Origin of the sequence: Kitasatospora sp. NPDC101447, from assembly GCF_044767225.1 — a bacterium.
In the GTDB taxonomy this organism is placed as follows: Bacteria; Actinomycetota; Actinomycetes; order Streptomycetales; family Streptomycetaceae; genus Kitasatospora.
The window spans coordinates 51466-74447 of sequence record NZ_JBIWNL010000034.1; the positions used below are offsets into that span (position 1 = coordinate 51466).

General features: G+C 73.1%; 21 protein-coding genes and 1 riboswitch. Of the genes, 8 read left to right on the forward strand and 13 right to left on the reverse strand.

Annotated elements, in window-relative coordinates; genetic code table 11:
- Positions 1 to 72 precede the first annotated feature (72 nt).
- Complete coding sequence (locus tag ACIRST_RS33240) at positions 73 to 1458, forward strand: 8-oxoguanine deaminase (RefSeq protein ID WP_350525491.1); 1386 nt, start codon at positions 73 to 75, stop codon at positions 1456 to 1458.
- A gap of 190 nt (positions 1459 to 1648) precedes the next feature.
- On the opposite strand, the gene ACIRST_RS33245 is transcribed toward ACIRST_RS33240, so the two are convergent.
- Positions 1649 to 2953, reverse strand: a complete 1305-nt coding sequence (locus ACIRST_RS33245) for an MFS transporter (protein ID WP_402807002.1) — start codon at positions 2951 to 2953, stop codon at positions 1649 to 1651.
- 55 nt (positions 2954 to 3008) lie between these two features.
- Between ACIRST_RS33245 and ACIRST_RS33250 the strand changes: the two genes are divergently transcribed.
- On the forward strand, positions 3009 to 4028 hold the full coding sequence (locus tag ACIRST_RS33250) for a helix-turn-helix domain-containing protein (RefSeq protein ID WP_402807005.1): 1020 nt from the start codon (positions 3009 to 3011) through the stop codon (positions 4026 to 4028).
- Between the two features lie 148 nt (positions 4029 to 4176).
- On the opposite strand, the gene ACIRST_RS33255 is transcribed toward ACIRST_RS33250, so the two are convergent.
- Positions 4177 to 4578 (reverse strand): gamma-glutamylcyclotransferase, encoded by a 402-nt coding sequence (locus ACIRST_RS33255; protein ID WP_350526239.1) that lies wholly within the window; start codon positions 4576 to 4578, stop codon positions 4177 to 4179.
- Positions 4579 to 4721: 143 nt separating this feature from the next.
- Positions 4722 to 6404, reverse strand: coding sequence for a malate synthase A (gene aceB / locus ACIRST_RS33260; RefSeq protein ID WP_402807008.1), 1683 nt, complete (start codon positions 6402 to 6404; stop codon positions 4722 to 4724).
- Between the two features lie 201 nt (positions 6405 to 6605).
- On the opposite strand from aceB, the gene ACIRST_RS33265 reads away from it, so the two are divergent.
- Both ACIRST_RS33265 and ACIRST_RS33270 read left to right on the forward strand, forming a co-directional pair.
- Complete coding sequence (locus ACIRST_RS33265) at positions 6606 to 7403, forward strand: IclR family transcriptional regulator (RefSeq protein ID WP_402807011.1); 798 nt, start codon at positions 6606 to 6608, stop codon at positions 7401 to 7403.
- Between the two features lie 400 nt (positions 7404 to 7803).
- Complete coding sequence (locus tag ACIRST_RS33270; RefSeq protein ID WP_402807014.1) at positions 7804 to 8400, forward strand: hypothetical protein; 597 nt, start codon at positions 7804 to 7806, stop codon at positions 8398 to 8400.
- A 77-nt stretch (positions 8401 to 8477) separates the two neighbouring features.
- Here ACIRST_RS33270 and ACIRST_RS33275 read toward each other — a convergent pair whose 3' ends face one another.
- Both ACIRST_RS33275 and ACIRST_RS33280 read right to left on the reverse strand, forming a co-directional pair.
- Entirely contained in the window at positions 8478 to 9803 is a 1326-nt protein-coding gene (locus ACIRST_RS33275; RefSeq protein WP_402807016.1) for a hypothetical protein, read from the reverse strand.
- A 1-nt stretch (position 9804) separates the two neighbouring features.
- A riboswitch (cyclic di-AMP (ydaO/yuaA leader) is annotated at positions 9805 to 9970 on the reverse strand.
- A 266-nt stretch (positions 9971 to 10236) separates the two neighbouring features.
- Positions 10237 to 11541 carry an esterase/lipase family protein gene (locus tag ACIRST_RS33280; RefSeq protein WP_402807019.1) on the reverse strand — a complete coding sequence of 435 codons (1305 nt, stop codon included), beginning with the start codon at positions 11539 to 11541 and terminating at the stop codon, positions 10237 to 10239.
- Positions 11542 to 11771: 230 nt separating this feature from the next.
- Between ACIRST_RS33280 and ACIRST_RS33285 the strand changes: the two genes are divergently transcribed.
- A complete protein-coding gene (locus tag ACIRST_RS33285) occupies positions 11772 to 12101 on the forward strand; it encodes a phenolic acid decarboxylase (protein ID WP_350526233.1) in 330 nt (109 codons plus the stop codon).
- 70 nt (positions 12102 to 12171) lie between these two features.
- Here the strand turns inward: ACIRST_RS33285 and ACIRST_RS33290 are convergent, their stop codons facing one another.
- Positions 12172 to 13314, reverse strand: a complete 1143-nt coding sequence (locus ACIRST_RS33290) for an alpha/beta hydrolase (RefSeq protein ID WP_402807022.1) — start codon at positions 13312 to 13314, stop codon at positions 12172 to 12174.
- Between the two features lie 274 nt (positions 13315 to 13588).
- Complete coding sequence (locus ACIRST_RS33295; protein WP_402807025.1) at positions 13589 to 14209, reverse strand: TetR family transcriptional regulator; 621 nt, start codon at positions 14207 to 14209, stop codon at positions 13589 to 13591.
- A 137-nt stretch (positions 14210 to 14346) separates the two neighbouring features.
- On the opposite strand from ACIRST_RS33295, the gene ACIRST_RS33300 reads away from it, so the two are divergent.
- Positions 14347 to 15111, forward strand: coding sequence for an SDR family NAD(P)-dependent oxidoreductase (locus ACIRST_RS33300; RefSeq protein WP_402807027.1), 765 nt, complete (start codon positions 14347 to 14349; stop codon positions 15109 to 15111).
- A gap of 384 nt (positions 15112 to 15495) precedes the next feature.
- Here the strand turns inward: ACIRST_RS33300 and ACIRST_RS33305 are convergent, their stop codons facing one another.
- The 5 genes from ACIRST_RS33305 to ACIRST_RS33325 form a co-directional block, all read right to left on the reverse strand.
- Positions 15496 to 16170, reverse strand: a complete 675-nt coding sequence (locus ACIRST_RS33305) for a Pr6Pr family membrane protein (protein WP_402807030.1) — start codon at positions 16168 to 16170, stop codon at positions 15496 to 15498.
- A gap of 128 nt (positions 16171 to 16298) precedes the next feature.
- On the reverse strand, positions 16299 to 17273 hold the full coding sequence (locus ACIRST_RS33310; protein ID WP_402807032.1) for a phosphotriesterase: 975 nt from the start codon (positions 17271 to 17273) through the stop codon (positions 16299 to 16301).
- Positions 17270 to 17785 (reverse strand): carboxymuconolactone decarboxylase family protein, encoded by a 516-nt coding sequence (locus ACIRST_RS33315; RefSeq protein WP_402807035.1) that lies wholly within the window; start codon positions 17783 to 17785, stop codon positions 17270 to 17272. The genes ACIRST_RS33310 and ACIRST_RS33315 overlap by 4 nt, the downstream gene beginning before the upstream one ends.
- Positions 17786 to 17802: 17 nt before the next feature.
- Entirely contained in the window at positions 17803 to 18390 is a 588-nt protein-coding gene (locus tag ACIRST_RS33320) for a DUF4865 family protein (protein ID WP_350526226.1), read from the reverse strand.
- Positions 18391 to 18503: 113 nt separating this feature from the next.
- On the reverse strand, positions 18504 to 19070 hold the full coding sequence (locus tag ACIRST_RS33325; protein ID WP_350526225.1) for a TetR/AcrR family transcriptional regulator: 567 nt from the start codon (positions 19068 to 19070) through the stop codon (positions 18504 to 18506).
- Between the two features lie 515 nt (positions 19071 to 19585).
- Between ACIRST_RS33325 and ACIRST_RS33330 the strand changes: the two genes are divergently transcribed.
- The gene (locus ACIRST_RS33330; RefSeq protein ID WP_350526224.1) at positions 19586 to 20578 is read left to right on the forward strand and encodes an aldo/keto reductase; all 993 of its coding nucleotides are present in this window, start codon (positions 19586 to 19588) and stop codon (positions 20576 to 20578) included.
- A 516-nt stretch (positions 20579 to 21094) separates the two neighbouring features.
- The gene (locus tag ACIRST_RS33335; RefSeq protein ID WP_402807040.1) at positions 21095 to 21877 is read left to right on the forward strand and encodes an IclR family transcriptional regulator; all 783 of its coding nucleotides are present in this window, start codon (positions 21095 to 21097) and stop codon (positions 21875 to 21877) included.
- Between the two features lie 133 nt (positions 21878 to 22010).
- Here the strand turns inward: ACIRST_RS33335 and ACIRST_RS33340 are convergent, their stop codons facing one another.
- Positions 22011 to 22685, reverse strand: coding sequence for a winged helix-turn-helix domain-containing protein (locus ACIRST_RS33340; RefSeq protein WP_402807075.1), 675 nt, complete (start codon positions 22683 to 22685; stop codon positions 22011 to 22013).
- Between the last annotated feature and the right edge of the window lie 297 nt (positions 22686 to 22982).

Sequence of the window (22982 nt, forward strand, 5' to 3'; positions counted from 1 at the left end):
CGGGAGGGGCGCGTGCCACCCGCACACGCCCGACGCGCACCCCTCCCGGCCCTCCCCCCTAGGAGTGACACCATGGCAGTCCAGCCCCCACCCGCCGACCAGCGGATCGTGATCGAGAACGTCGCGATCGCCACCGTGGACGCGAACGACACCGAGTACGCCCGCGGACACGTGGTCATCCTCGGCAACACGATCGAGGCGGTCGGCTCCGGCCCCGCCCCCGCGTGGCTGGACAACGTGGTGCGCCGGATCAACGGCGAGGGCCACCTGGTCACCCCCGGCCTGGTCAACACCCACCACCACTTCTACCAGTGGATCACCCGCGGCCTCGCCCAGGACGACATCCTGTTCGACTGGCTGGTCGCCCTCTACCCGACCTGGGCCCGGATCGACGACAAGCTCGTCCACGCCGCCAGCCAGGGCTCCGCCGCCGCCCTGCTCAAGTCCGGCTGCACCACCGCCTCGGACCACCACTACGTGTTCCCCAGGGACGGCGGCGACATCCTCGGCGCCTCGATCGAGGCCGTCCAGGAACTCGGCCTGCGCTTCACCGCGCTGCGCGGCTCGATGGACCGCAGCAAGAAGGACGGCGGCCTGCCGCCGGACCACGCCGTCGAGGAGCTGGACGACATCCTGGCCGCCTCCGAGGCCGCCGTCGACCGGTACCACGACTCCTCCTTCGGCTCGATGCTGCACGTCGCCATCGCGCCCTGCTCGCCCTTCTCGGTCTCCACCGACCTGCTCCGCCAGTCCGCCGAACTCGCCCGCCGCAAGGGCGTCCGGCTGCACACCCACGGCTCGGAGACCGCCGAGGAGGAGCAGTTCTGCAAGGAGCTGTTCGGCATGGGCCCGACCGACTACTTCGAGTCGGTCGGCTGGCTCGGCGAGGACGTCTGGATGGCGCACTGCGTCCACATGAACGACTCCGACATCGCCAAGTTCGCCGAGACCGGCACCGGCGTCGCCCACTGCCCGTCCTCCAACGCCCGCCTCGCCGCCGGCATCGCCCGCGTACCCGACATGCTCCGGGCCGGCGTCCCGGTCGGCCTCGGCGTGGACGGCACCGCCTCCAACGAGTCCGGCGAACTCGGCACCGAACTGCGCAACGCGCTGCTCATCAACCGGCTGCACGGCTCCCCCAAGGCCCTCACCGGGCGGCAGGCGCTGCGCCTCGGCACCATGGGCGGCGCCCGGGTGCTCGGCCGGCAGGACGAGATCGGCTCGATCGAGGTCGGCAAGCTCGCCGACCTGGCGCTCTGGAAGATCGACGGGGTCATGCACTCCTCCATCGCCGACCCGGTCGCCGCCCTCACCTTCGGCGCGCTGCCGCCGCTGTCGGTGCTGTTCGTCAACGGCAACGCGGTGGTCGAGAAGGGACAGCTGACCACCGTCAACGAGGACCGCATCGCGCGCGACTGCGCCCGTGCCGCCAGGGAGCTGGCGGCCCGGCCGGTCTGACGCACCCTCGGACTCCGGGGCGCCCAGGGACGGTGCGCACCCGGACTCCGCGCACCCCGCCGCGGGTGCGCGGACCGCGGCCCCGGACCCACGGCGAGGGTCCGGGGCCGCGGCGCGCCCGGCCCGGCCGGCTCCCACCCCCGTGGGGAACCGGCCGGACGATCAGGAGGGCTCCGGAGCGCTCCCGGGGTCAGTGGACGGCGGTCGGCTGCTCCCCGCCGCTCGCTCCGGCTCCGGGCCCATGTCCGTGTCCGGCCTCGCTCCGGGTCCGGGTCCGGGTGACGGCCGGGAGCGCGGCACCCGCGAGGGCGAACACGCCCGCCAGGACCGCCCAGCCGACCGCACCGTGGTCCACCACCGTCAGGCCGACCACCACCGGACCGAGCACGTGCGCCGCCGCCTGACCGCTCATGAAGACGCCCTGGTACTCACCGTGGGACCGCGGATCGGCCAGGTCCAGGCTCAGCGTCCAGCCGCCGGCCGAGGTGAGCAGCTCGCCGAGGCTGTGGACCAGGGCGCCGAGCAGGATCGCCGCCGTGGCGACCGCCGCGGGGCCGAGCTGCGCCGCCGCGTACAGCAGGCAGCCGACCGCCAGCAGCAGCGCACCCCGCAAACAGGCCCGCGCCGCCGACGGGACGTCCACGACGCCCCGGCTCGCCCGCACCTGGAACACCACCACCAGCAGGCAGTTGACCACGTTGACGGCGGCCACCACGGCGGCGGGCGCATCCGTCGCGAGGACGGTCCAGAGCGGTATCCCCACGCTGAGCAGCGCGAGCTGCAGCTCCAGGACGGCGTGCAGCGCGGCCACGAGCAGGTAGCGGCGGTCGCGCAGGGCTGCGCCCCGGGTCCGCACCGGAGCGCCGGTGCCGGCGTCCCGACCGTCCGTCACGTCGGCGACGGGCAGCCCCGCCAGGAGCACCGCGGCACCGAGGAAGCTGACCGCGTCCAGGACCATCACGGTCACGTAGCCCGTGTAGCTGTCCGCCTGCAGGGCCAGGGCCGCGCCGCCCGAGCCGACCACCAGACCGGCGTTCATCACCGACCGCAGCAGCGCCCGCGAGTGGACCTGCCGCTCCGCCGGGAGCACCCGGGCGATCAGCGCGCTGCGCACCGCCGCCGCGCCGCGCTCCAGCAGCGTCGCCACGCAGGCGAGCGCGACGAAGGCGGCGAAGGAGTGCACGAAGGCGTACCCGAGGACGGCGACGGCCTCCAGCGGCCCGACCACGAGCAGCAGCCGCTTGCTGCCGACCCGGTCGGCGAGCCGCCCCGCGGGCACCCCGGCGAACACCCCGCAGATGCCGGCCGCGGCGAGCCCGAGCGCCGTCCGGCCCGGGGTCAGGCCGACGGAACGGGTCAGGAACAGCACGCTGACCGTCACGAACAAACCGTTGCCGATGTTGGTCACCAGGCTCATCAGGGCGAGTCGGCGCACCAGCGGGTCATGACGGAGGAGGCGTCCGGAACTGGCCGGACGCACGGCGGTCGTAGTCATGGCAGAAGGAGACCGGGGTTCCCGAAGCCGCGGAACTCTTTTACCGTTGCGGTCAATGTTCGAGTTCCGCTTGGGCGTCGACGACCTCGCCGCCACCTGGTTCGGCTACTCCGCCCTGCAGGAGGCGGTGTTGAGCATGCGCGCCCGCCTCTGGCCGGGCCGCTACCCGGAGCAGCAGCCGTGGATCGCCGGCTGGCAGGAGCGCTACCAGACCCTGGACACAGCGCTGTTGGAGTCGATGATCGCGCCGGTCGGCTTCGTGCCCGATTTCCTCACGCCACGCCCGCTCGGCCCCCGCCCGGACTTCGCGACGGAGGTGGAGCGGCTGGCGGCCACGCCGGCCGAGGTGGTGCGGGCCGACGTGCTGGAGGCGTACCGGGGCGGCGGGAACCCGAGCCCGCTGCCGCCGGTGCTGACCGCGCTGATCGACGACCCGGCGGCCCTGGCCGTCCGGCTGGCCGAGGCGCTGGACGCGTACTGGACGCACTGCCTCGCCCCCGCCTGGTGGCCGCGCGCCCGGTCGGTGCTGGAGGCGGACATCGCCTATCGGGGGCGGATGCTCTCGGAGCGCGGGGCGGAGGGGCTGTTCGCGGACCTCGACGCCCGGCTGACCTGGCACGCCGGGGTGCTGCGGCTCGTCGACCCGCACCCGGCCGTGAAGGCGGTGGGCACCACGGTGGACGTCGCGGGGCGGGGGCTGGTGCTGATCCCCACGCTGTTCGGGCTCGGCGCGCAGACCGACGTCACCCAGGCGGGGCCGCCGCTGGTCTGCTACCCGGCCCGCGGCAAGGCGACGATGGCGGAGGGGCTGGGTGCGCAGCTGCCGTCGGCGCGGGCGGGCGCGGCGCTGGTGGGGCTCATCGGGGCGCCGCGGGCGCGGCTGCTGGTGATGCTGGAGACCCCGGCGAGCACGACGGAGCTGGCGCAGCGGCTCGGGGTCACCCCGGGTGCGGTCAGCCGCCACCTCGGCGCGCTCGCCGCGGCGGGGTTGCTGGACCGCACCCGGCACGGCCACCGCGTCCTGTACCGGCGCAGCCGGCTGGGCAACGCGCTGGTGGCGGGCGGGGACGGGTGACAGGGGTGGGACCGGCGAACAGGATTCAGCTGACAACTTTCATCATCTGTCAGCTGTCATCTGTTATCCGTCGGTCGTCGGTCGTCGGTCGTCGGCTGAAGGTTGCCGGCCGCCGACTGCTCCGCCTCCACCCCCCGCCCCGCCGCCGTCAGGCCGAGCGCCCGATCGTCGCCAGGTAGGCGCGCCAGCCGCCGTGGTGGGTGATCTCGCGGTGCACCCCGCGCTCGACCTCCCCCCGGGCGAGCAGCATGGAGAAGCAGGCGGAGCCGTCCGCCAACGTGATGACGCCCAGCTCCAGTTCGCGCGGCTCGCCGGGCAGGATGACGTCCCGCAGCCGCTCCAGGCCGACGTCGTACAGCTCGCCCTCGATGGCGGTGTCGACGTTCGGGTCGGGCAGCAGCCCCGGGCAGACGTCCGTGCCGCCGCTGTGGTCGATGGAGAAGAAGCGGTAGCCGGGTGCGGTCCGTACGGGCCCGATCAGCGCGTCGGCGACCTTGGCGTGGAACGGGCCGCCGACCATCGCCTGGCCGTTGAAGAAGATGCGCGGCATGGGTGGACTCCTCGTGGGAAAGGCCGTTCCGTACGGCGACGAGAGGACAGGTGGATTCGTCGCCGTACGGAACGGAGTAACGGGCCGCCGGAGTGCTACAGCCTGGCAGGCGTCGGCGCCGGCAGCGGCGGACTACGTTGGTCTCAGCCCAGCAGGGGCAACGCGGGGAGGGTCAGGAAGTCCGCGAACTCCTCGGCCAGGGCGACCTGTTCGAAGAGCTTGGCGGCCTCGCGCCAGCGGCCGGCGCTGTAGGTGTCCTCGCCCAGCTCGGCGAGGAGTTCGGCGAGCTCCGTGGCGACGAGCGCGCGGACCAGCTCGGCGGTGGCCTTCTCGCCGGTGTCGGACAGCACGACCCCGTTGTGGATCCACTGCCAGATCTGCGAGCGGGAGATCTCGGCGGTGGCGGCGTCCTCCATCATGTTGAAGATGGCGACCGCGCCCAGCCCGCGCAGCCAGGCCTCGATGTAGCGGATGCCGACCTGGACGGCGTTGTGCAGCCCCGCGTGGGTGCAGGTGCCGCCGGCGCCGGCGACGTCGAGCAGCTGGGCGGCGGTGACCGGCTCGGACGGGCCGGGGTCGTCCTTCTGGTTGGGCCGCTCGCCGAGGACCGCGTCGAAGGAGGCGCGGGCGACGGGCACCAGGTCGGGGTGGGCGACCCAGGAGCCGTCGAAGCCGTTGCCGGCCTCGCGGTCCTTGTCGGCCTTGACCTTCTCCAGTGCGGCCGCGTTGACCTCGGGGTCCTTGCGGCTGGGGATGAACGCGGCCATGCCGCCGATCGCGTGGGCGCCGCGCCGGTGGCAGGTCTGCACCAGCAGGCGGGTGTAGGCGGCCATGAACGGCGAGGCCATGGTGACGCTGTTGCGGTCCGGCAGGATGTAGTGCTCGCCGGCGTCGCGGAAGTTCTTGACGATCGAGAACAGGTAGTCCCAGCGCCCGGCGTTGAGGCCGGCCGCGTGCTCGCGCAGCTCGTAGAGGATCTCGTCCATCTCGAAGGCGGCGGTGATGGTCTCGATCAGGACGGTGGCGCGGATGGTGCCGTGCGGGATGCCGAGTTCGGCCTGGGCGTGGGTGAACACGTCGTTCCAGAGCCGGGCCTCCAGGTGGCTCTCGGTCTTCGGCAGGTAGAAGTACGGCCCGGAGTTGGGGTCGTCGGCGCCCTTGGCGAGCAGCCGGGCGGCGTTGTGGAAGAAGTACAGGCCGAAGTCGAGGAAGGCGCCGGCGACCGGGGTGCCGTCGACCAGCAGGTGGTTCTCGTCCAGGTGCCAGCCGCGCGGGCGGACCACGACGGTGGCGAGCTCGGCGGCGGGCTTGAGGGTGTAGGCCTTGCCGGCCGGGCTGGTGAAGTCGATCCGGCCCTCGTAGGCGTCGATCAGGTTGATCTGGCCGCTGACCACGTTCTCCCAGGTCGGGGAGGTGGCGTCCTCGAAGTCTGCGAGCCAGACCCGGGCCCCGGAGTTGAGGGCGTTGATGACCATCTTGCGGTCGGTCGGGCCGGTGATCTCGACCCGGCGGTCCCGGAGCGCGCGCGGCGCCTCGGCGACCTTCCAGTCCGCGGCCCGGATGTCGGCGGTTCCGGGGAGGAAGTCCAGCGTGCCGGCCGCCGCGATCTCGGCGCGTCGGGTCTTCCGCCTGGCCAGGAGTTCCTGCCGGCGGCCCTCGAAGGTGCGGTGGAGGCCGACGACGAAGGCCACGGCCTCCGGAGTGAGCACCTCCTCCGCCCGATGGACGCGCGGACCGGCGACAGTGACGACCGGAGCGGCGGGAGAGGAGGTGGTTGGGGGTACCCCCGGCCGGAGGCTGGGGGAGGGCCCCTGATCTGCAGCCATGAGCAGGACACTCCTAAGACGGTTGAGCCTGGCGAAGGGAGCTCCGGTGGGAACTTCCTCGTGTACTTCCTCGATCGATTCCCGCCTGTCGGCGAGATCGATTCTGTAAGGTGGAGACTAGTTTCCGCGATACAGAATTTCAACGGTTTGTTGAAGAGGTCGCCGGGACTCTACTCCTCCCCGACAGCGAAGGGAACGCCGGTGGTTGCGACCCCCGACACAGCATCGACGACGGGCGCCGACCGCGCGAGCGGCGGCGTGCAGTCCGTCGAACGCGCCTTCCAACTCCTGGAGGCGCTGGCCGACTCGGGCGGCGTGGCCACGCTCAGCGAGCTCTCCACCAGTTCCGGCCTCCCGATGCCGACCATCCACCGCCTGGTTCGTACCCTCGTGCAGCAGGGCTATGTCCGCCAGGACACCGCACGCCGCTACACCCTCGGCCCCCGGCTGATCCGCCTCGGCGAGACCGCCGGCCGCCTGCTCGGCAGCTGGGCCCGCCCCTACCTGGCCGAACTCATGGAGGCCACCGGCGAGACCGCGAACCTGGCGGTGCTGGAGGGCGGCGAGGTGGTGTACGTCGGGCAGGTGCAGTCGCGGCGCTCGATGCGGATGTTCACCGAGGTCGGACGGCGGGTGCAGCCGCACTGCACCGGCGTCGGCAAGGCGCTGCTCGCCCAGCTCCCCGAGGAGGAGGCGCGCGCCGTGCTCGGCCCCAACCCGCTGCCGGCGCACACCGAGTACACGGTCACCGACCCGCAGGAGCTGATGCGCCAGCTCGCCGAGGCGCGCGAGCGCGGCTACGTCGTCGACGACCAGGAGCAGGAGATCGGCGTCCGCTGCATCGCGCTCGCCGTCCCGGGCGCCCCGACGCCCACCGCCCTCTCGGTCTCCGGGCCGGAGGCACGCATCCGGGCGCTGGAGGAGCAGGCCGGCGCCGCCTCACTGGTCCCGGTGATGCACCAGATCGCCGCCCGGCTCGGGCAGGTCCTCGCGCCCTGACTCTCCGTCAATCTGCTTGGGAGTCCGGCGAGGCGGGACGATCTCGGCGGGCGAGGAAGGACCGGCGCGGCGGGCGGGGCAGGACAGTCTCGCAGGACGGGGCTGGGCCGTTGCGGAGCGGGCAGGCCGACCGCCGCCCCGCCGGGCAGGCCGACGGGCCGGCGTCCTCCGTTCGAGCGCACGGCGGGCGGGGCGGGTCGGGTCGCGCCAGGTCACGGCAGCGGCTCGGCCACCCTGGTGCCGACGCGGCCCGCGACGGTGCCGGCCGCCGGAGCACGAGAGCAGGGTGACCGGGATGAGACACCGGGATGTACGGGGTGGCGCGGACCCGCGGCGCGGCGCGAGGGTCGGGGGGTTCGGCCGGGTCGGGGGGTTCGGCCGGGTCGGGCTGGTCGCGGTCGTGACGGCGAGCTGCGCGGCGACGGTGCTGGCCACCGGCCCGTCCTGGGCACTGCGTCGGCCTGAGCCACGCCCGGCAGTGGACGTCGTCACGCCGAAGGCGCCGGTGGTGCCCGTCGTGCCCGTCGCGCCGGGCGCACCGGGCGGGTCCGCCGGCCCCGCGGTGTCGACGCTGCCGGCCCTGGTCGCCCAGCCGTCCCACTCCCGCCTGCAGGTGGTCCGGCTCGACCCGGAGGCGGCAGCGCCCGACGGCACCACGACGATCCACGCCTTCGTCGCCAACCGGGGCCCGGAGACCACCGCCTCCCCGTTCACGGTCGTGGTCACCCTGCCGCCGGGTGTGACCCCGGTGGGCCCGTTCTTCCCCGAGGACTGCGAGGTGTTCCAGGGCGGCCACCGGGTGCGCTGCGTCTTCGGCCCCGGGCTGAAGGAGGGGCGCAGCGCGACCGCCCTCGTCCCGGTCCGGCTGGATCCCGACCTGCCCGTGGGAACCCTGAGCGGCGGCTGGGTCGCGGTGCGCAGCGCGGACGACCAGGACGAGAGCAGCCACCGGCAGCCGTTCGACATCACGGTCGCCGAGCCGGCCGACGGCTCCTGAACCACGTCGACCCACCGGTCACCGGCCGCCGGCGAGCGGCTGCCGGCTTCCGGCGACCGGTGGGACGTCCTACCCGACTACCGGTAGACGCGGACGTAGTCGGCGGCCATGGTGATCGGAGCGGTCCCCTGCGGCGCGGGGTGGTACTGGCCCGCGCACACCGAGAGGTTGAGGATCAGGTACGCCGACCAGTTGGCGCCGACGCCCTTGCCGTCCGAGAAGACCTTCGCGCCGTTGACGTACCAGTCCACCGAGTTGGCGCCGTAGTAGGTGCCGATGGTCACCCACTGGTCCTTCGCGACGGCGCTCGCGTCGGTGTAGTACTTCGCGTTGCCGGGGTTGACGTGGTTGGTCAGCTCCAGCAGGTTCGGGTTGTCGGGGTGGTACTCGAAGGAGTCGACCTCGCCGTTGCCGTTCTTCCAGGTCCACAGGGCGGGCCAGGCGCCGGTGCCGGCGGGCAGCTTGACCCGGGTCTCGGCGTAGTCGCCGGTCTTGACCTGGAAGCCCTCGCCGGAGCCCTCGGTGGTCAGGAAGCCGGTGTTCCAGGACTGCTTGCCGTTCTCCAGGGCCGGGCCGCCGGAGGTGGCGGTGAAGGTGGCGACCCCGTTCGCGACGCTGACGTTGTTCTTGTTCAGCCAGTCCAGCTTGTTGTCGTCCGGGTTGTGGTTCCCGTACTTGTAGGCGGTGCTCTTGTCGCCGACCCAGCGCTGGCCCCAGGAGATGGCGCTGTTGAACTCGTCGGACCAGGTCAGCGACTTGCCGGCGACCGGGGAGGACGGCGCGGGGGTGGTCGGGCTCGCCGTGGCGCTCGGGGTCGGCGCGGGGGTGGTCGGGGTCGGCGCGGCGCTCGGGGTCTGCGTGGGGGTCGGCGCCGGGGTCGGGGTGGCCGTCGGGGCCGGGGTCGGGGTGGCCGTCGGGGCCGGGGCCGGGGTGGCGGTGGTCGAGACCACCAGCTGCTGCGAGGGCAGGTTGTGCCAGACGCCGCCGAGGTCCTGCCAGAAGCCGAACTCGGTGTACGTCCCGGCCGGCAGGGTGCGCGCGCCGCTGGTGAAGTTCACGCCGCTCGGGCAGATCTGCACGTTGGAGGCGTTGCCGGGGAAGTCGAGGTTGGTGCCGCGCGCGTCGCGGACGCCCACGCCCACAGTCTTGGCGGTGAAGCAGGCCGAGGAGTGCAGGCCGAGCGAGGCGGTGGCGGCCTTGCCCGCGACCATGGTGGCGGGGGCGAGCCGGTCCTGGGTGACGGTCGGAACGGTGGCCGCCTGGGCACCGGTGACGGACGGCACGCCGAGCAGGCCGGCGCCGCTGATGGCGAGCGCCCCGGTCGCGGCGAAGGCGGCGTTGCGGCCGCGGTGGGAGGGGCGGGCGTGACGCGGTGCACGGCGCCGGGCAGCAGGCTTGGGCATGAGGTGACCTCTGCGACGCCTGCGAGGTTAGCTGTCGGGTTCGGGCTGCAGTTGCCCGGCCGCCTGTGGAGCGGCTTCACCCCTAGCCTCGACCCGTACGCGCGAGCGCACGGGCCGGGCGCCGACCTTGGTTTCCCCGCTCCCGTCCGCTGTGGTGCTCGGTGACCCGCCGACGGGTGGACGGGACTCGGCGTCCCGGCGGCGGGGTCCGCCAGGGGCGGACGACCGTTGCAGGCTAGGCAGGCCGTACGTAAACGGACAACTCCGGCGGACGGGTTGTCGCGCAGCTCACAGTGGTGTCGATCAACGACGCTGTGTGGCGGCCGAGTTGATCAGTTCACGTGGCCTGGAACGATGCCCGGCGGGGTGGCTCTGCGGGTGTCCGGCCGGGCGTTCCGGTTGCGCGTTCCGGTTGCGCGTTCCGGCCGGGCGTTCAGCCGAGCCAGGCGTCCACCTGGCTCTCGGCCTCCGGCGCCCACCCGAGCTCCAGGTGGTCGAGGCCGCTCAGCAGCCGGGTGCCGCCGACCGTCGCGATGCCGGTGGTGTCCAGGGCGCTCGCCGTGAACACGATGCCGTCGCTGGGCCCGCGGTTCTCGTTGAGCACGCCCGGGATGTCCGCCGACCCGCCGGCCAGCAGGTAGGTGCGCACCGCGGCCGGGATCCCGGCCTGCTGGAGCGGGGCGATCAGGGAGCCCGCGTCGATCGCCGCCTGGATGCCCTGGCCGGAGGTGTAGAACCCCTGGCCGCCGTAGTAGGTGGTCCACCAGTCCTGGGCGCTGCCGTCCACTCCGTACCTGCCGTCCCAGCGGGCGAGCAGCTGGCGCTGGCCCGGGTAGCAGTCGTACCCGCCGGCCGGCAGCACGCCGAGGCAGGGTTGCGCGGTGTATGTGCCGTAGCAGGTCATGTACAGGTGCGGGGACGGTGCGTTGGCGGTGCCGCCGCAGGCCGGCCACGTCGCCAGGTCGAACGACCAGCCGTGGGCGTAGACGTAGTCGAGCCCGCCGTTCGGCCCGCCGAGGGTGACCAGACGGCGCACGTCGCCCGCGTACGCCCGCCCCCAGGACGGCCGCACCGAGGACACGTACGCCCTGGCGGCGACCTCGCCCTTGCTCCAGGCGACCACGTCGACCTGCGGGGCCCCGAGGCGGGCCCGGATCAGCGCGATCGCGTCGCCGACGGCCTGCGCCTGGAGCAGGTTGTCACCGTGCTTGTGGGCGAAGCCGATGGCGAAGACCCGGTGGCCGGTGCCGGCGAGGTACTGGGCGAGGCCGGTGGACGGGCAGGTCGCGGCGCCGCAGGTGCCGCTCTCCCCCGGGTTCGCCCAGGCGCGGTCGGCGTTGTCGTTGGCGCCGTGGACCAGCAGGACGGGCGCGGCCCGGCTGCCGGTGTCCCAGCCGGTGGCGGAGTAGAGCAGGAAGCGGCCGGAGGAGGGCTCACCGGTGCCGAAGTACGTCCGGCGGGCTCCGTCCTGGTCGCCGCGGCCGTCGGACGGGAACTGCTCGGTGCGGAAGCCGGGGGTGGTGTCGAGGTAGCGCTCGACCTTGGCCCAGCCGTTGCCGGGGGCGGGGAAGGCGGCTTCCAGGGTGAGGGCGGCGGTGGCGGTCCCCGCTCGGGCGGAGGCGGTCCCAGCTCGGGCGGAGGCGGTCCCAGCTCGGGCGGAGGCGGGGGCGGAGGTGCCGAGGAGGAGGGCGGCGAGGGCCAGTAGGACGGCGGTGAGCGTGGTGGGGGTACGTCTCACGCGGGCGTGTCTCGCGCCGGTACCGGCCGTGGGGGTGCGTCTCATGGCCGGACGGTAGGACCGGTGCGCGACGGGTGCCCATGTGCCGGTCGCACACCCGGTGAGCAGCGCTGTGGCGATCCGTACCGTGGCAAAGCGATGACCGTGTACACCCGGTCGGATAAATTGGAGGTCCGACATCTTACGCAGTGCACAACACCACCACACCGGAAACGAGGAGCCGCCCCACCATGACCGCGTCCCTGCCCGCCTTCGCCGGCCGTACCTACGTCTTCCGGGCCGACAACGGCGCGGCCTTCCGCAACACCTACTCGGCCGACGGCACGCGGCTGCGCTGGGAGGGCCTCGGCGAGTCCGCGGGCCAGTGGGAGGACGTGCGGCTGCACGTCGCCGAGGTCGCGCCGGAGATCTACTTCGTCAGCTGGACGGAGCAGAGCGGGATCACCGTCAGCCACGTGATGGACCTCAACGAGCTGACGGTCCGGGCCTTCTGGACCTTCGAGGGCGAGGGCGGACGGGTCGGGCAGCTGCACACCGGAACGCTGGAGCGCGTGGCCTGAACCGCGGGACGACCGAACCCCCCGGGCCCTGCGTTCAGGCCCCGGGGGGGTTCGGTCGTTCGGACGGTCCTCAGGCGGTCGGGTTCGGGACCCTGAGGTGCTGGGACAGCCACTCCAGCGAGGACGGCAGCAGCGCGCTCCAGGTCTCGAAGTTGTGGCCGCCGTTCTCCAACATGCTGTACGAGACGTTCATCGGGCTCCGCGCGGCGTCGACGAAGGCCTCGGTCTCCCGCCGGTAGTCGCCGTCGCCCTTCTTGGTCCCGGCCAGCAGCAGGGACACGTTCGGCTGGGGCAGGTTCTTCAGCCGCCAGATCAGGTTGGCCTCGTCGCGGCGCTGCTTGCTGCCGCCGAAGAGGTCACCGGTGGTCGGGTCGTCGGCGGCGTCGTAGTAGGCCGAGAGGGCGACTGCCGTCGGGAAGACGTCCGGGTGGCGCATGGCCAACTTGAGCGCGCAGTAGCCGCCGGTCGAGTTGCCCATGAAGGCCCAGGCCTGCGGGTCCGAGGAGACTCGGAAGCTGGCCTGGATCGCCGCGGGCACGTCCTTGGTGAAGTACGTGTCGGACTGCGGGCCGTTCGGGATGTCCTCGCACTCGGTGTCCTGCGGCAGCGCGGGCGAGGGACGCATCAGGACCATGACGGTCGGCTGCATCCGGCCCTCCTGCAGCAGCTTGAGCGCCGCGCCCGGGTAGTTGAACCGAGTGATCAGGTTCTCGGCGATTCCTGGGAATCCGGTGCTGACGATGACGGCCGGGAACTGCTTGTGCGCGTACTCCGGCTGGAAGTACTGCGGGGGCAGGTAGACGTAGCCCTCGGTCGACAGCCGGCTGACCGCGCCGTCGATCCGGACCTTGCGGATCTCGCCCGACTGGCCGGGCTCACGGCCCATCGCGCCACCGCCCTTGACCGAGGCGTGGCCGATCGTCTCCACCAGGAGGCGCCCGGAGGCGTCCGCCTTGTTGTGGATCACCACCGGGCCGGTGTCGCCGGTGCCGAGCAGGTCGCCCCAACTGCTGTAGAAGGCGAAGTAGTTGTTCGCCACCAGGCCCAGGGCCGAGAGCACCGCGAGCTGGGTGACGAGGAGTGCGCCGATCCGGCCGATCACCGCCTGCCAGGTCTTCCTGGCCAGTCTCGGCCACAGCCAGACCGTGCCCCCCATCGCCACGACGGCTATCAATACGGTCAGCGCCAACATCTTGTGGCTCGTCAGACCCATGTCCTGCTTGCTCCCACGCCTCGAACTCCAGTCCCCTCCGCTGGGGACATCCGAGGAGGTCACCCCGGTTCCCCCGCCGGGGCGCGATCACCAACCCTAGCGCCAGCTGGGAGAAGTCTGATGACGGCTGGGAGGTTGCGGGGAACGGCCGGACTTCAGGTTTCAGATGACAGGCAACAGATGACAGATGACAGATTTCGAAATCTGTTATCTGTCATCTGAAACCCGTCTGGCGACACTCCCCCGCCCGCCCCGCGTCGGGACCCGCGCGGGCTCAGGACACCCGCTCCCAGAGCCGCAGCCCCGCCGTGAGCTCGCGCATGCATCGCGCCCCCAGGTCGTGCGGGGACCCGGGGCCGGTGGCGGGGGCGTCGGAGGAGGCCCACTGCTCCAGCGCCACCCGGATCGCCGCGGTCGCGGCGGCGGCGGCCAGCCGGATCTCCAGCGGATCGGTGCCCTCCGGACAGCGCTCGGCGAGGACGGCCCGCAGGCGCACCTCCGAGTCGGCGTGGACGCGCTGCCAGGCGCCTTCCAGGCGCGGGTCGCGGAGCAGACTGCGGGTCCACTGCATCATCTCGGCGCCCGCGTCGTCGGCCGGCGTCAGCGAAGCGACCGCCGCACTCTCCAGCGCCTGACGCAGCGACAGGTCGGCGGAACTCTCGGCGAGTTGCTCGACCCACTGCCGTCCGCCCGCGGCGAGCAGCGGGGCGACGGCGTCCTCCTTGACGGAGAAGTACCGGTAGAAGGTGCGCAGCGAGATGCCCGCGGCGAGGGCGATCTCCTCGGCGGTGGTGGCCTCCGCCCCCTTGTCGGCGAACAGTGCGGCGGCGGTGCGGGCGATCTCCAGCCGGGTGGCGTCACGGCGGCGCTGGTTCAGGGTCGGGCGTCCGGTCACGGGGTCAGCCTACGCGGCCGAGTGCCACTGTGACGCATCACGCCTGCATGGCACTTCGAGACTTCTTGGCACGACGTGTCACTTAGGCGTACCGTGTCTCTTGAGGTCGAGAGACCACGAACGAACGGAGTACCACCATGGAGCGCTTCAGCGGACGGAACGTCCTGATCACCGGCGGCGGCTCGGGCATCGGCCAGGCGACCGTGCACCGGATCCTCGCCGAGGGCGGGAAGGTCGTCGCCGTCGACGTCGACGAGGACGGCCTGAAGAAGACCCTGGACCGCGCGACCGCCGACGGCACCGCGGACCGCCTGACCCTCCGGGTCCTGGACATCTCCGACGAGGCAGCCGTCGTCGCGGGCGTCGGCGCGGCGGTAGCCGAGCTGGGCGGCCTGGACGTCCTGGTCAACGCGGCCGGCATCCTCCGCGCGTCGCACACCCACGAGACCACCCTGGACTTCTGGAACAAGCTCCTCGCGGTGAACCTGACCGGCACCTTCCTGATGACCCGCGAGGCGCTGCCCGTGCTGCTCGCCGGCGGCAAGGGCGTGGTGGTCAACTTCAGCTCCACCTCCGCGACCTTCGCCCACCCCTACATGGCCGCGTACGCCGCGACCAAGGGCGGCATCCAGTCGTTCACGCACGCCATCGCCTCGGAGTACTCGAAGCAGGGCCTGCGCGCGGTCTGCGTCGCCCCGGGCAGCATCGACAGCGGCATGACCAACAACCCCGGCCTGCCCGCCGACACCGACCTCAGCCTGCTCGCCAAGCTCTCCCCCGCCCTCGGCCGGGGCTTCGCGGGCCCGGAGACGGTGGCCGGTGTGATCGCCATGCTCGCCTCCGACGACGGCGCCTTCGTCACCGGCACCGAGCTCCGCATCGACGGCGGCACCCACATGTGACCGCCGCCCCCGAACCGCGGGGCCTGTGCCTTCCCCCGTACGGCACAGGCCCCGCTCGTGTTCGGCGCCCCGGCCGCGTGCCTGTGGGGCGACCCACAGCGATCGCAACTCCCGTACACCGTCCGGGGATCCGTGGAGTCCGCCGACGAGCCCGACCGGGTCGTCCGCCAGGAAGGCGGCGACGTGGTGGGCACCCGGGAGGTGGAGGCGGGCGCGCCACCGTTCCTCGCCGCCCGCTCGCCACTCGGCGAGCCCGTACGCGAAGGCGTGCGGCGCGTCGGTCAGGGCGCCGAGACGGAGGCCGCGCCAGAGCGGCCAGTCGGCGGTCGTGAGAGTTCGCAGCGTCACCATGGTCAGCACCGTAGGCAGCGCGTCCGGTGTCCGTCAGCCCGTTCCGGCACGGGCGTGACGGCCCCCGGGGATCGCTCCGTCGCCGGCGTCCCGGCGTGCGGCGAGGGCGTTGCCCACTGCGGCGACGGCGGCCCCGAGCAGGACGAAGGCCGCCGCCGTCAGGACGCAGGCCCCGGACACCCGGCGGTAGCCGCCGTGCCGGCCGGGGTCGAGGAACACGTACGGGTACCAGTCGATCGCGTAGCCGCGCAGCAGGGCGTAGGTCAGGTACACCAGCGGGAACGCCATCCAGCCGAGCACCGTGACCGGGCGGATGCGCCGGGTGGGCGGGTCGACCAGCCAGTCGGCGAGCACGACGAGCGGCAGCACGCGGTGCACCACGTCGCTCACCCACGGGATCGTCTGCTGCTCCGGATACGTCGCGAGCTGCGTGCCGTAGAACAGCCCGGTGACCACCAGGTAGAGCACGACCGCCCCGCGCACCTCGTCCGGCACCGGGCGGCGTCCGGTCAGGCCCGCCCAGCCGCCGTATCCCAGGACGGCGATGCCGGCGAGGGCGCTGAGGTTGGTGAAGTAGCTGAAGAAGTTCACCACCCCGGGGGAGTCGGTCGCCGCGCGGTAGCCGGAGAAGCAGAGGGCGACGGCGACGAGGGCCGCGACGGCGAGCCGGGCGGGTGCGAGCCACGAGTGGGCCGGTTGTGCGGACATCGTCGGGACCGCCTCTCTGGGGGCGCCCCTCATCCGGCTGGAGGGCTATTCGGATTCAAACCCGGGCGGGAGGAGTCGGCCACAGGAGCGCGGGCGAGCGGCATGCCTCCTGCCCGGGTCTGCCGAGGTCACGGCGTGCGCCAGTCCGCGGCGAAGGCGGCCGCCGGGTTGGCGGTGAGGAGCAGCTCGGGCAGCTCGGGACCGAAGGTGCGGGCGAGGCGCGGGGCGAGGTCGGTGAGCAGACGGGTCGGGCCGCCGGCCTGTCGGGCGGTACGGGTCGTGGTGTCGGCGCCCAGCAGCAGCTGGCCGGCGTGCCCCGCCTCGACCAGGTCGGCGATCACGTCGAAGGCCTGCAGGTCGGCCGGGTGGCCGGCACGCGAGGGACTGTCCAGCGCGAGGTGGACTCCCGCGGCGGCGAGACTGCGGTACACGGCGCGGTCGGGGAAGCGGGTGAGGTGCCCGAGGATGATCCGGTCGGGCCGGACTCCGTTCCGGCTGCTGAGCCGGAACAGGACCTCGTGCGGATCTCCGTCGGGTTCGAGGTGGACGGCGATCGGCGCGCCGGTGGCGTGGTGGGCCTCGGCGGCTGCGGCCATCGTCCGGCGGGTGTGCGGGGTGGCGGGGCCGGCGTCGTCGGCGACCTTGATCAGCCCGGCCCGGACGGCGCCGGACGCGGTGGGCACACCCGGCACACCCGGCACACCGGGCGCGCCGACGGTGTCCGGGGACGGCTCGGTGCCCGGCAGCCCGGTGGTGAGCTCGGCGACGAACCGTGCGGCGAGGTCGTCGGGGGCGGGGTCGGTGCCCGGCGGGTAGTGCACCGCCTGGTGCGCGCCCGTGGCGGCGACGACGTGGACGCCGGTCGTGCGGGAGAGGGCGGCGAGGGAGTCCGCGCCCCGGCCCATGCCGAACGGGGTCCACTGCACGAAGGCCCGGCCGCCGACGGCCGCGTAGGCGCGCAGGACGTCCTCGGCGGCAGCCGGATCGTCCAGCTCCTGTCCGGGGAGCAGCGGGCTGCGGATGAACAGGTGGTCGTGCGAGTCGGTGATGCCGAGGCGGGCGGGATCGAGGTCGCCGAGGACGGTACGGACGGTGCGGCTCATGCTTCGTCCTCGGGGGTCTCGGGGACGTCAGGGGTCTCGGAGGTCTCGGAGGTCTCGGGGCCGGGGGCGGGGGCGGGCGCCGGGTCGGCGGCGGCTTCCGCGAAGGTGGCGGTCGCGACGCGCAGGCCGGCCAGGGCCTTGGGGAGCCCGACGTAGGGGGCGAGGTGGAGGATGACCTCGGTGACCTCCTCCCTCGTCATGCCGATCCGCAGGCTGTAGCGGACGTGGTCGGCGAGCTGGGGATCCACGCCGCCGAGGGCGGTGAGGGCGGCCAGATTGGCGATCTGCCGGTCGCGCAGGGCGAGTCCGGGGCGCTGGTAGGTGCCGCCGAAGAGGCTGGTGACGATCCAGTCGGGGAAGCCCGGCGCGAGCGCGTCCAGGCCCCCGAGGGTGGCGGCGGCGCCCGGGCCGGCGAGTTCGGCGAGCAGGGCGTAGCCGGCTTCCCGGTCGAGTGGCGCGGGGGTGAGCGGGGCGGCGGTGAGCGGGGCATTGGTGAGCGGGGCGGAAGTCATCGGGGTGTCCTGGCCTTTCACCAGTGGCGACCGGTCGGCAGCCGGTCGAGTTCGGGGCGGGAGAGGTGCAGCACCTGGTAGCGAGTGCCGGGCGCGTCCTGCGGGGCCGGGCCGCGCCACAGGGCGAGGCGGAGCAGTTCCCAGCGGCTCGGGTCCACGGCGACGGCGGCGGTGTGCAGGGCGGGGTCCGCGGGGAGTTCGGCGAGGGCCCGCTCGACGGCCTCGGCCGGGTCGACGGCTTCCGGCAGCCGTACGGTGTCGCGGGTGGCGGTGGTCGGGTCGGCCTCCCCCGCAACGCCCGCTCCGCCGTGCGCCAGCCCCGATCCGAGCCAGTGGTGGACGACCGGGCGGCCGAAGTCGGCGCTCAGACCACGGAAGCCCGGGCCCCAGAGGAAGCTGTTCATGCCCTCGGCGGTGCGCCAGAGGTAGAACGGCGCGTACTGGTTGACCGGGGAACCGTCCCGGCCGCGCTCGCGGACCAGGTACGCCTTGAGGCCGAGGCCCGGGTGGGCGTCGAGCAGATGGCCCTTGTCGGCGACGCGCTTGCGGATGATGCCCATGTCGTAGTCGGCGGGGAGGGTGATCTCGTACTGCATGGCGTGCACGGCGGGACTCCTCGGGGTCGGTGGGGCGACGTCGGGCCGTCGGCCGGGGGTGCCTTCGGTCGGTCCGGTTCGGCCGGCTCAAGCGGTTCGGCCGGCTCAAGCGGTTCGGCCCGTCAGGCCGTCCGGTGTGCCACCAGCAGGCCGAGGGCGCCGCGGACGGCCTGGTCGAAGGGCTCGGCGCTGTCGGCGGCGCGCGCCAGCACGTAGCCGCCCTGGACGACGGCGACCACGGCGGCGGCGGTGTCGGCCGGGTCGAGCCCGGGGGCGAACTCGCCGCCCGCCTGGCCTTCGGCCACCAGGTCGGCGATCCGGCCGCGCAGCCAGTCGAAGGTCTCCTCGACGGGGGCGCGCAGCTGCGGGTCGGCGATCACGTCCGGGTCCTGGGCCATCCGGCCGATCCGGCAGCCGCGCAGGACGTCGCGGTCACGGCGCAGGTACGAGGCGATCCGGTCGTAGGCGCTGCCGGGGGCGGCGAGGTCGGCCTCGGCGATGCCCCGGATCTCCCCGGCGCTTCGGCGTAGGGCGACGGCGGCGAGGTCGGGCTTGCCGGTGAAGTGGTGGTACATGCTGCCCTGGCCGACGCCGGAGCGCTGCTGGATGGCCTTCGGGCTGGTGCCGACGTAGCCACGCTCCCAGAGGAGGGCCTGGGTGCTCTCGATGAGGCGGTCCTGAGTGCTCATGCGGATCACTGTACATACCAGTAGGTACAAACAGCCAGCCCTCTTCCGGATCCGATTTCCGGCTTCTTCCGAACGGGCTTCCGACTTCCGACCTTCGACCTTCGACTTCCGACCTTCGGCTTCCGACTTCCGGGGCGATTCCCGGAAGCGCCTTCGGCCGCCGAACGATTGAGGGCCGTGCGCCGCCCCCCGGCGGCCACGGCCCCTCGACCGTTCGTCATCCCCCGTACCACCGAGGGGCATTCCGGCCCGACCGGTGGCGCGCGTCACGTCACACACGGTTGTCGGCATCACGCCCCGTAGGGGGTGCACGGCGCGCTGCGCGGGCGGACGGCGGAGCGTCAGCCGAGGGCGCTCGCGCCGGATCGCGGGAGCCACCCCGCCCGCGAGCAGCTCCAGTTGCTCGCGCCGCGCTCCACTCGGCGTGCGCACCGACGGTCCTCCGCACGGGCGGGCACCGGCCGGAATCGGGGCGAAGCCTTGATCGATCGGGGGCGGCTGGCAAGATGTCCGGCATGAACTACCTCGCCGCGGATGACCGCTATGCCTCGATGACCTACCGGAAGGCCGGGCGCAGCGGCGTCCAGCTGCCCGCCGTCTCGCTCGGGCTCTGGCACAACTTCGGTGACGCCCAGCCGCTGGAGGTGCAGCGGGCCGTGCTGCGCCGGGCCTTCGACCGGGGCGTCACGCACTTCGACCTGGCGAACAACTACGGCCCGCCGTACGGCAGCGCCGAGCGCAACTTCGGCTACCTGTTCGCCCAGGACTTCCGGCCGTACCGGGACGAGCTGTTCATCGCGACCAAGGCCGGCTGGGACATGTGGCCCGGCCCGTACGGCAACGGCGGCAGCCGCAAGTACCTGCTGGCCAGCCTCGACCAGTCCCTGGAGCGGATGGGGCTGGACTACGTCGACGTCTTCTACTCGCACCGCTACGACCCGGACACCCCGATCGAGGAGACGATGGGGGCGCTGGACAGCGCGGTGCGCTCGGGGAAGGCACTGTACGCGGCGATCTCCAACTACCCGGCGGAGCAGCACCGGGAGGCGGTGGCGATCCTGCGGGAGCTGGGGACGCCGGTGCTGATGAACCAGTCGGCGTACTCGATTCTCAACCGGTCCGTCGAGGAGGGCGGCGTGCTGGACGCGGTGGGCGACACCCAGACCAGCCTGATCGCCTACTCGCCGCTGGCCCAGGGACTGTTGACGGACCGCTACCTCACCGGCGACGTGCCGGCGGGCTCGCGGATGTCGGTCGGGAAGTTCCTGACCGAGGAGGCGCTGACCAGGCAGAAGCTGGAGCAGCTGCGGGCGCTGAACAAGATCGCCGAGGGGCGCGGGCAGTCGCTGGCGCAGCTGGCGCTGTGCTGGGTGCTGCGGGACCCGCGGGTGGTGTCGGTGATCATCGGCGCGAGCAGCGTGGCCCAGCTGGACCAGAACCTCGACGCACTGGCCGGTGGGCCGCTGACGGCGGAGGAGCTGGCGGAGATCGACCGGCTGAGCCGGTGAACCGCCCGTCGGTCCGATCGCCGGCCCGCTGCGGCGGCGAGCGGTAGCTGACGGCGAGCGGGCAACAGATGACAGCCGACAGATTTCAACATCTGTCGGCTGTCATCTGTTCTCTGTCATCTGTCATCTGTCATCTGTCCGTGGTGAGGTGCCCGGGGCGTCGATGAGTTCGGCATCCTTCAGGGTGAGCCCGGCGAGCGCAAGTGCGCCATGGAAGCCGGCCAGGCCGCGCACCCACCGGACGCCGATGACGATTCCACGATGCGGGACAATGCGCCGCATTCCGCACAGGCGCCCGGGCTCGGGAGGCGCTGACCTGGCGACGACGCGCGCCGGAAGTGACAGCGCTCCACGGCAGCCGAAGCGAAAGCCGAACCTTGCCACATCATGGGATCCACTGCTCGTCGATGCCATTCCATTCGCAACGTCATCGACACATTCCCGCAGCCCTGGCTGCCCTACGCTGAGACTCCCTCCGGCGGTCCGCCGGGGTTCCGAATCGAAACGCGAGGTGTCATGGCCGAGGCCGCCACCGCCGTCCAGAGTCCGCCGGCCGGTGCGCAGGCCGTTCAGCGCGCGCTCGGGCTGCTGCACTGCTTCCACGACAACGGCCCCGACCTGAGCGCCTCCGACCTGGCCCGCCGCATGGGACTCTCGGTGTCCACCGCGCACCGGCTGGCCCGTACGCTGGTCAGCGCCGCCTTCCTGGAACAGAACGAGCGGACCGCCCGCTACCGGCTCGGCCCGGCCGTCGCCGAGCTCGGCCAACTCACCTTCCACCAGCGCGGATTGCACCTGGCCGTGCCGGAGCTGGAGGTGCTCTCCCGGCGCACCGGTGCGACGGCCGACCTCGCGATCCGCAGCGGCCCGCACGCGGTGATCCTGGTCGGCGGGTCCGTCCGCCCGGACACCGGGCTGGGCCTGCGCCGCCCACTGCACTCCACGGCACTCGGCAAGGTCCTGCTGGCCTGGCCGCGCCCGGGCGAGGCGGCGGCGTACGCGCTCGGGCCGCTGCAGCCCTTCACCCATCGCACGATCACGGAACCGGCGCTCCTGGAGGAGGAGTTGGCGAAGGTCCGGATGACGGGGCACGCGCTCAACGACGGCGAATCGGCCGCCGGGGTGCGGACGGTGGCCGTCCCGGTCCTGGACCGCGCCGGACGCGCCCGCTTCGCGCTCGCGGTCCGCTCGACCCCGGCACACCTCACCGACGACCGGCTGGACTGGTTCCTGGGCCACGCCCGCACCTGCGCCGACGCCCTCGCGGTACTCCTGCTGCCGCCTGATCAGCGCGCCTGACGCATCGTCACCATGCTTGCAGCGACGGGCCACCGTCCGTTTCGAGGACACGGGCGACCCGCCGCCACGGTCGGCGGTCACAAGTCAAAGGTCAAAGGCCACAGGTCACAGGTCACAGGTCACAGGTCAGCCGTCAGACACCGGCCGGGGTGTACTTGTAGCCGACCCGGCGGACCGTGACGATCGTGTCGCGGTAGGCCGGTCCGAGCTTGCGACGCAGGCGGGCGACGTGCACATCGACCGTCCGGCCGTCCCCGACGTGGCCGTAGCCCCAGACCGCGGAGACCAGGTGGTCGCGGGTGTGCACCCGCTGCGGGTGTTCGGTGAGGTGGGCCAGCAGCTCGAACTCCAGGTAGGTGAGGTCGAGCAGCTGGCCGTCGACGTGGGCGTTGCGCCGCTCGGTGTCGACGCTGATGCCCTTCCCGGCCGGACGCCCCTGCCGGACGCCCGCCGACGCGGGGCCCCCGGACGACCCATCGGTCCCGGCAGCCCCGGGTGCGGCACCAGTGGCGGCAGTGACGGCAGCGGCAGCAGCTCCGGGCAGGCCGGCAGTCCCGACCGGCCCAGTCGCCGCCACCGGGCTCTCGGCCGGCACCAGCACCAGGTACCCGACCATCGGGCTCCCGTTCGCACCGCCGAACTGCGTCCCGAACTGCGCCCCGTACTGGGCGAGCAGCCCCTGCGGCAGCACGCCCTGCGGCAGGGCGGCGACGACGGCCGCCCCCTCCGGCAGCGCGGCGAGCAGCGCAGGCGGGGCCGGCGGGACGACCGCCCCCGACTGCGGCGCGGCGGCCGTCGGGGCCGCCACCGGACGGGCCGAGCCGGTGTGCGACGGGCGGACGCCCGCGGACCACCGGTCGCCGACCGAGCCGGGAACGGCCGGAGGAACGGGCGGAGCAGAGGGAACAGAGGAAATGGACGGGCCGGAGGGGACCGTCGGCACCGTGCGGACCGCGCGCAGGTGCGGGGTCGCGGTGGGCAGGGGGAGGGTGGCCGTGGAGGAAGAAGACATGGTGTGCCGCTCATTTCGCGCGTGACGGACGGGGTGGAGTCGTCTGCGCGTCGACCGGGCGTACTGCCGGGGCTGGACCGGACGGAACCGGGT

Bases quoted from the DNA above. Each gene is read 5' to 3' on its own strand.
- ACIRST_RS33285 (WP_350526233.1), top strand. From the start codon at position 11,772: ATGACCGCGTCCCTGCCCGCCTTCGCCGGCCGTACCTACGTCTTCCGG.
- ACIRST_RS33315 (WP_402807035.1), bottom strand. From the start codon at position 17,785: ATGACTTCCGCCCCGCTCACCAATGCCCCGCTCACCGCCGCCCCGCTC.
- ACIRST_RS33310 (WP_402807032.1), bottom strand. From the start codon at position 17,273: ATGAGCCGCACCGTCCGTACCGTCCTCGGCGACCTCGATCCCGCCCGC.
- ACIRST_RS33330 (WP_350526224.1), top strand. From the start codon at position 19,586: ATGAACTACCTCGCCGCGGATGACCGCTATGCCTCGATGACCTACCGG.
- ACIRST_RS33335 (WP_402807040.1), top strand. From the start codon at position 21,095: ATGGCCGAGGCCGCCACCGCCGTCCAGAGTCCGCCGGCCGGTGCGCAG.
- ACIRST_RS33325 (WP_350526225.1), bottom strand. From the start codon at position 19,070: ATGAGCACTCAGGACCGCCTCATCGAGAGCACCCAGGCCCTCCTCTGG.
- aceB (WP_402807008.1), bottom strand. From the start codon at position 6,404: ATGGCTGCAGATCAGGGGCCCTCCCCCAGCCTCCGGCCGGGGGTACCC.
- ACIRST_RS33240 (WP_350525491.1), top strand. From the start codon at position 73: ATGGCAGTCCAGCCCCCACCCGCCGACCAGCGGATCGTGATCGAGAAC.
- ACIRST_RS33255 (WP_350526239.1), bottom strand. From the start codon at position 4,578: ATGCCGCGCATCTTCTTCAACGGCCAGGCGATGGTCGGCGGCCCGTTC.
- ACIRST_RS33245 (WP_402807002.1), bottom strand. From the start codon at position 2,953: ATGACTACGACCGCCGTGCGTCCGGCCAGTTCCGGACGCCTCCTCCGT.
- ACIRST_RS33305 (WP_402807030.1), bottom strand. From the start codon at position 16,170: ATGTCCGCACAACCGGCCCACTCGTGGCTCGCACCCGCCCGGCTCGCC.
- ACIRST_RS33250 (WP_402807005.1), top strand. From the start codon at position 3,009: ATGTTCGAGTTCCGCTTGGGCGTCGACGACCTCGCCGCCACCTGGTTC.
- ACIRST_RS33300 (WP_402807027.1), top strand. From the start codon at position 14,347: ATGGAGCGCTTCAGCGGACGGAACGTCCTGATCACCGGCGGCGGCTCG.
- ACIRST_RS33290 (WP_402807022.1), bottom strand. From the start codon at position 13,314: ATGGGTCTGACGAGCCACAAGATGTTGGCGCTGACCGTATTGATAGCC.
- ACIRST_RS33275 (WP_402807016.1), bottom strand. From the start codon at position 9,803: ATGCCCAAGCCTGCTGCCCGGCGCCGTGCACCGCGTCACGCCCGCCCC.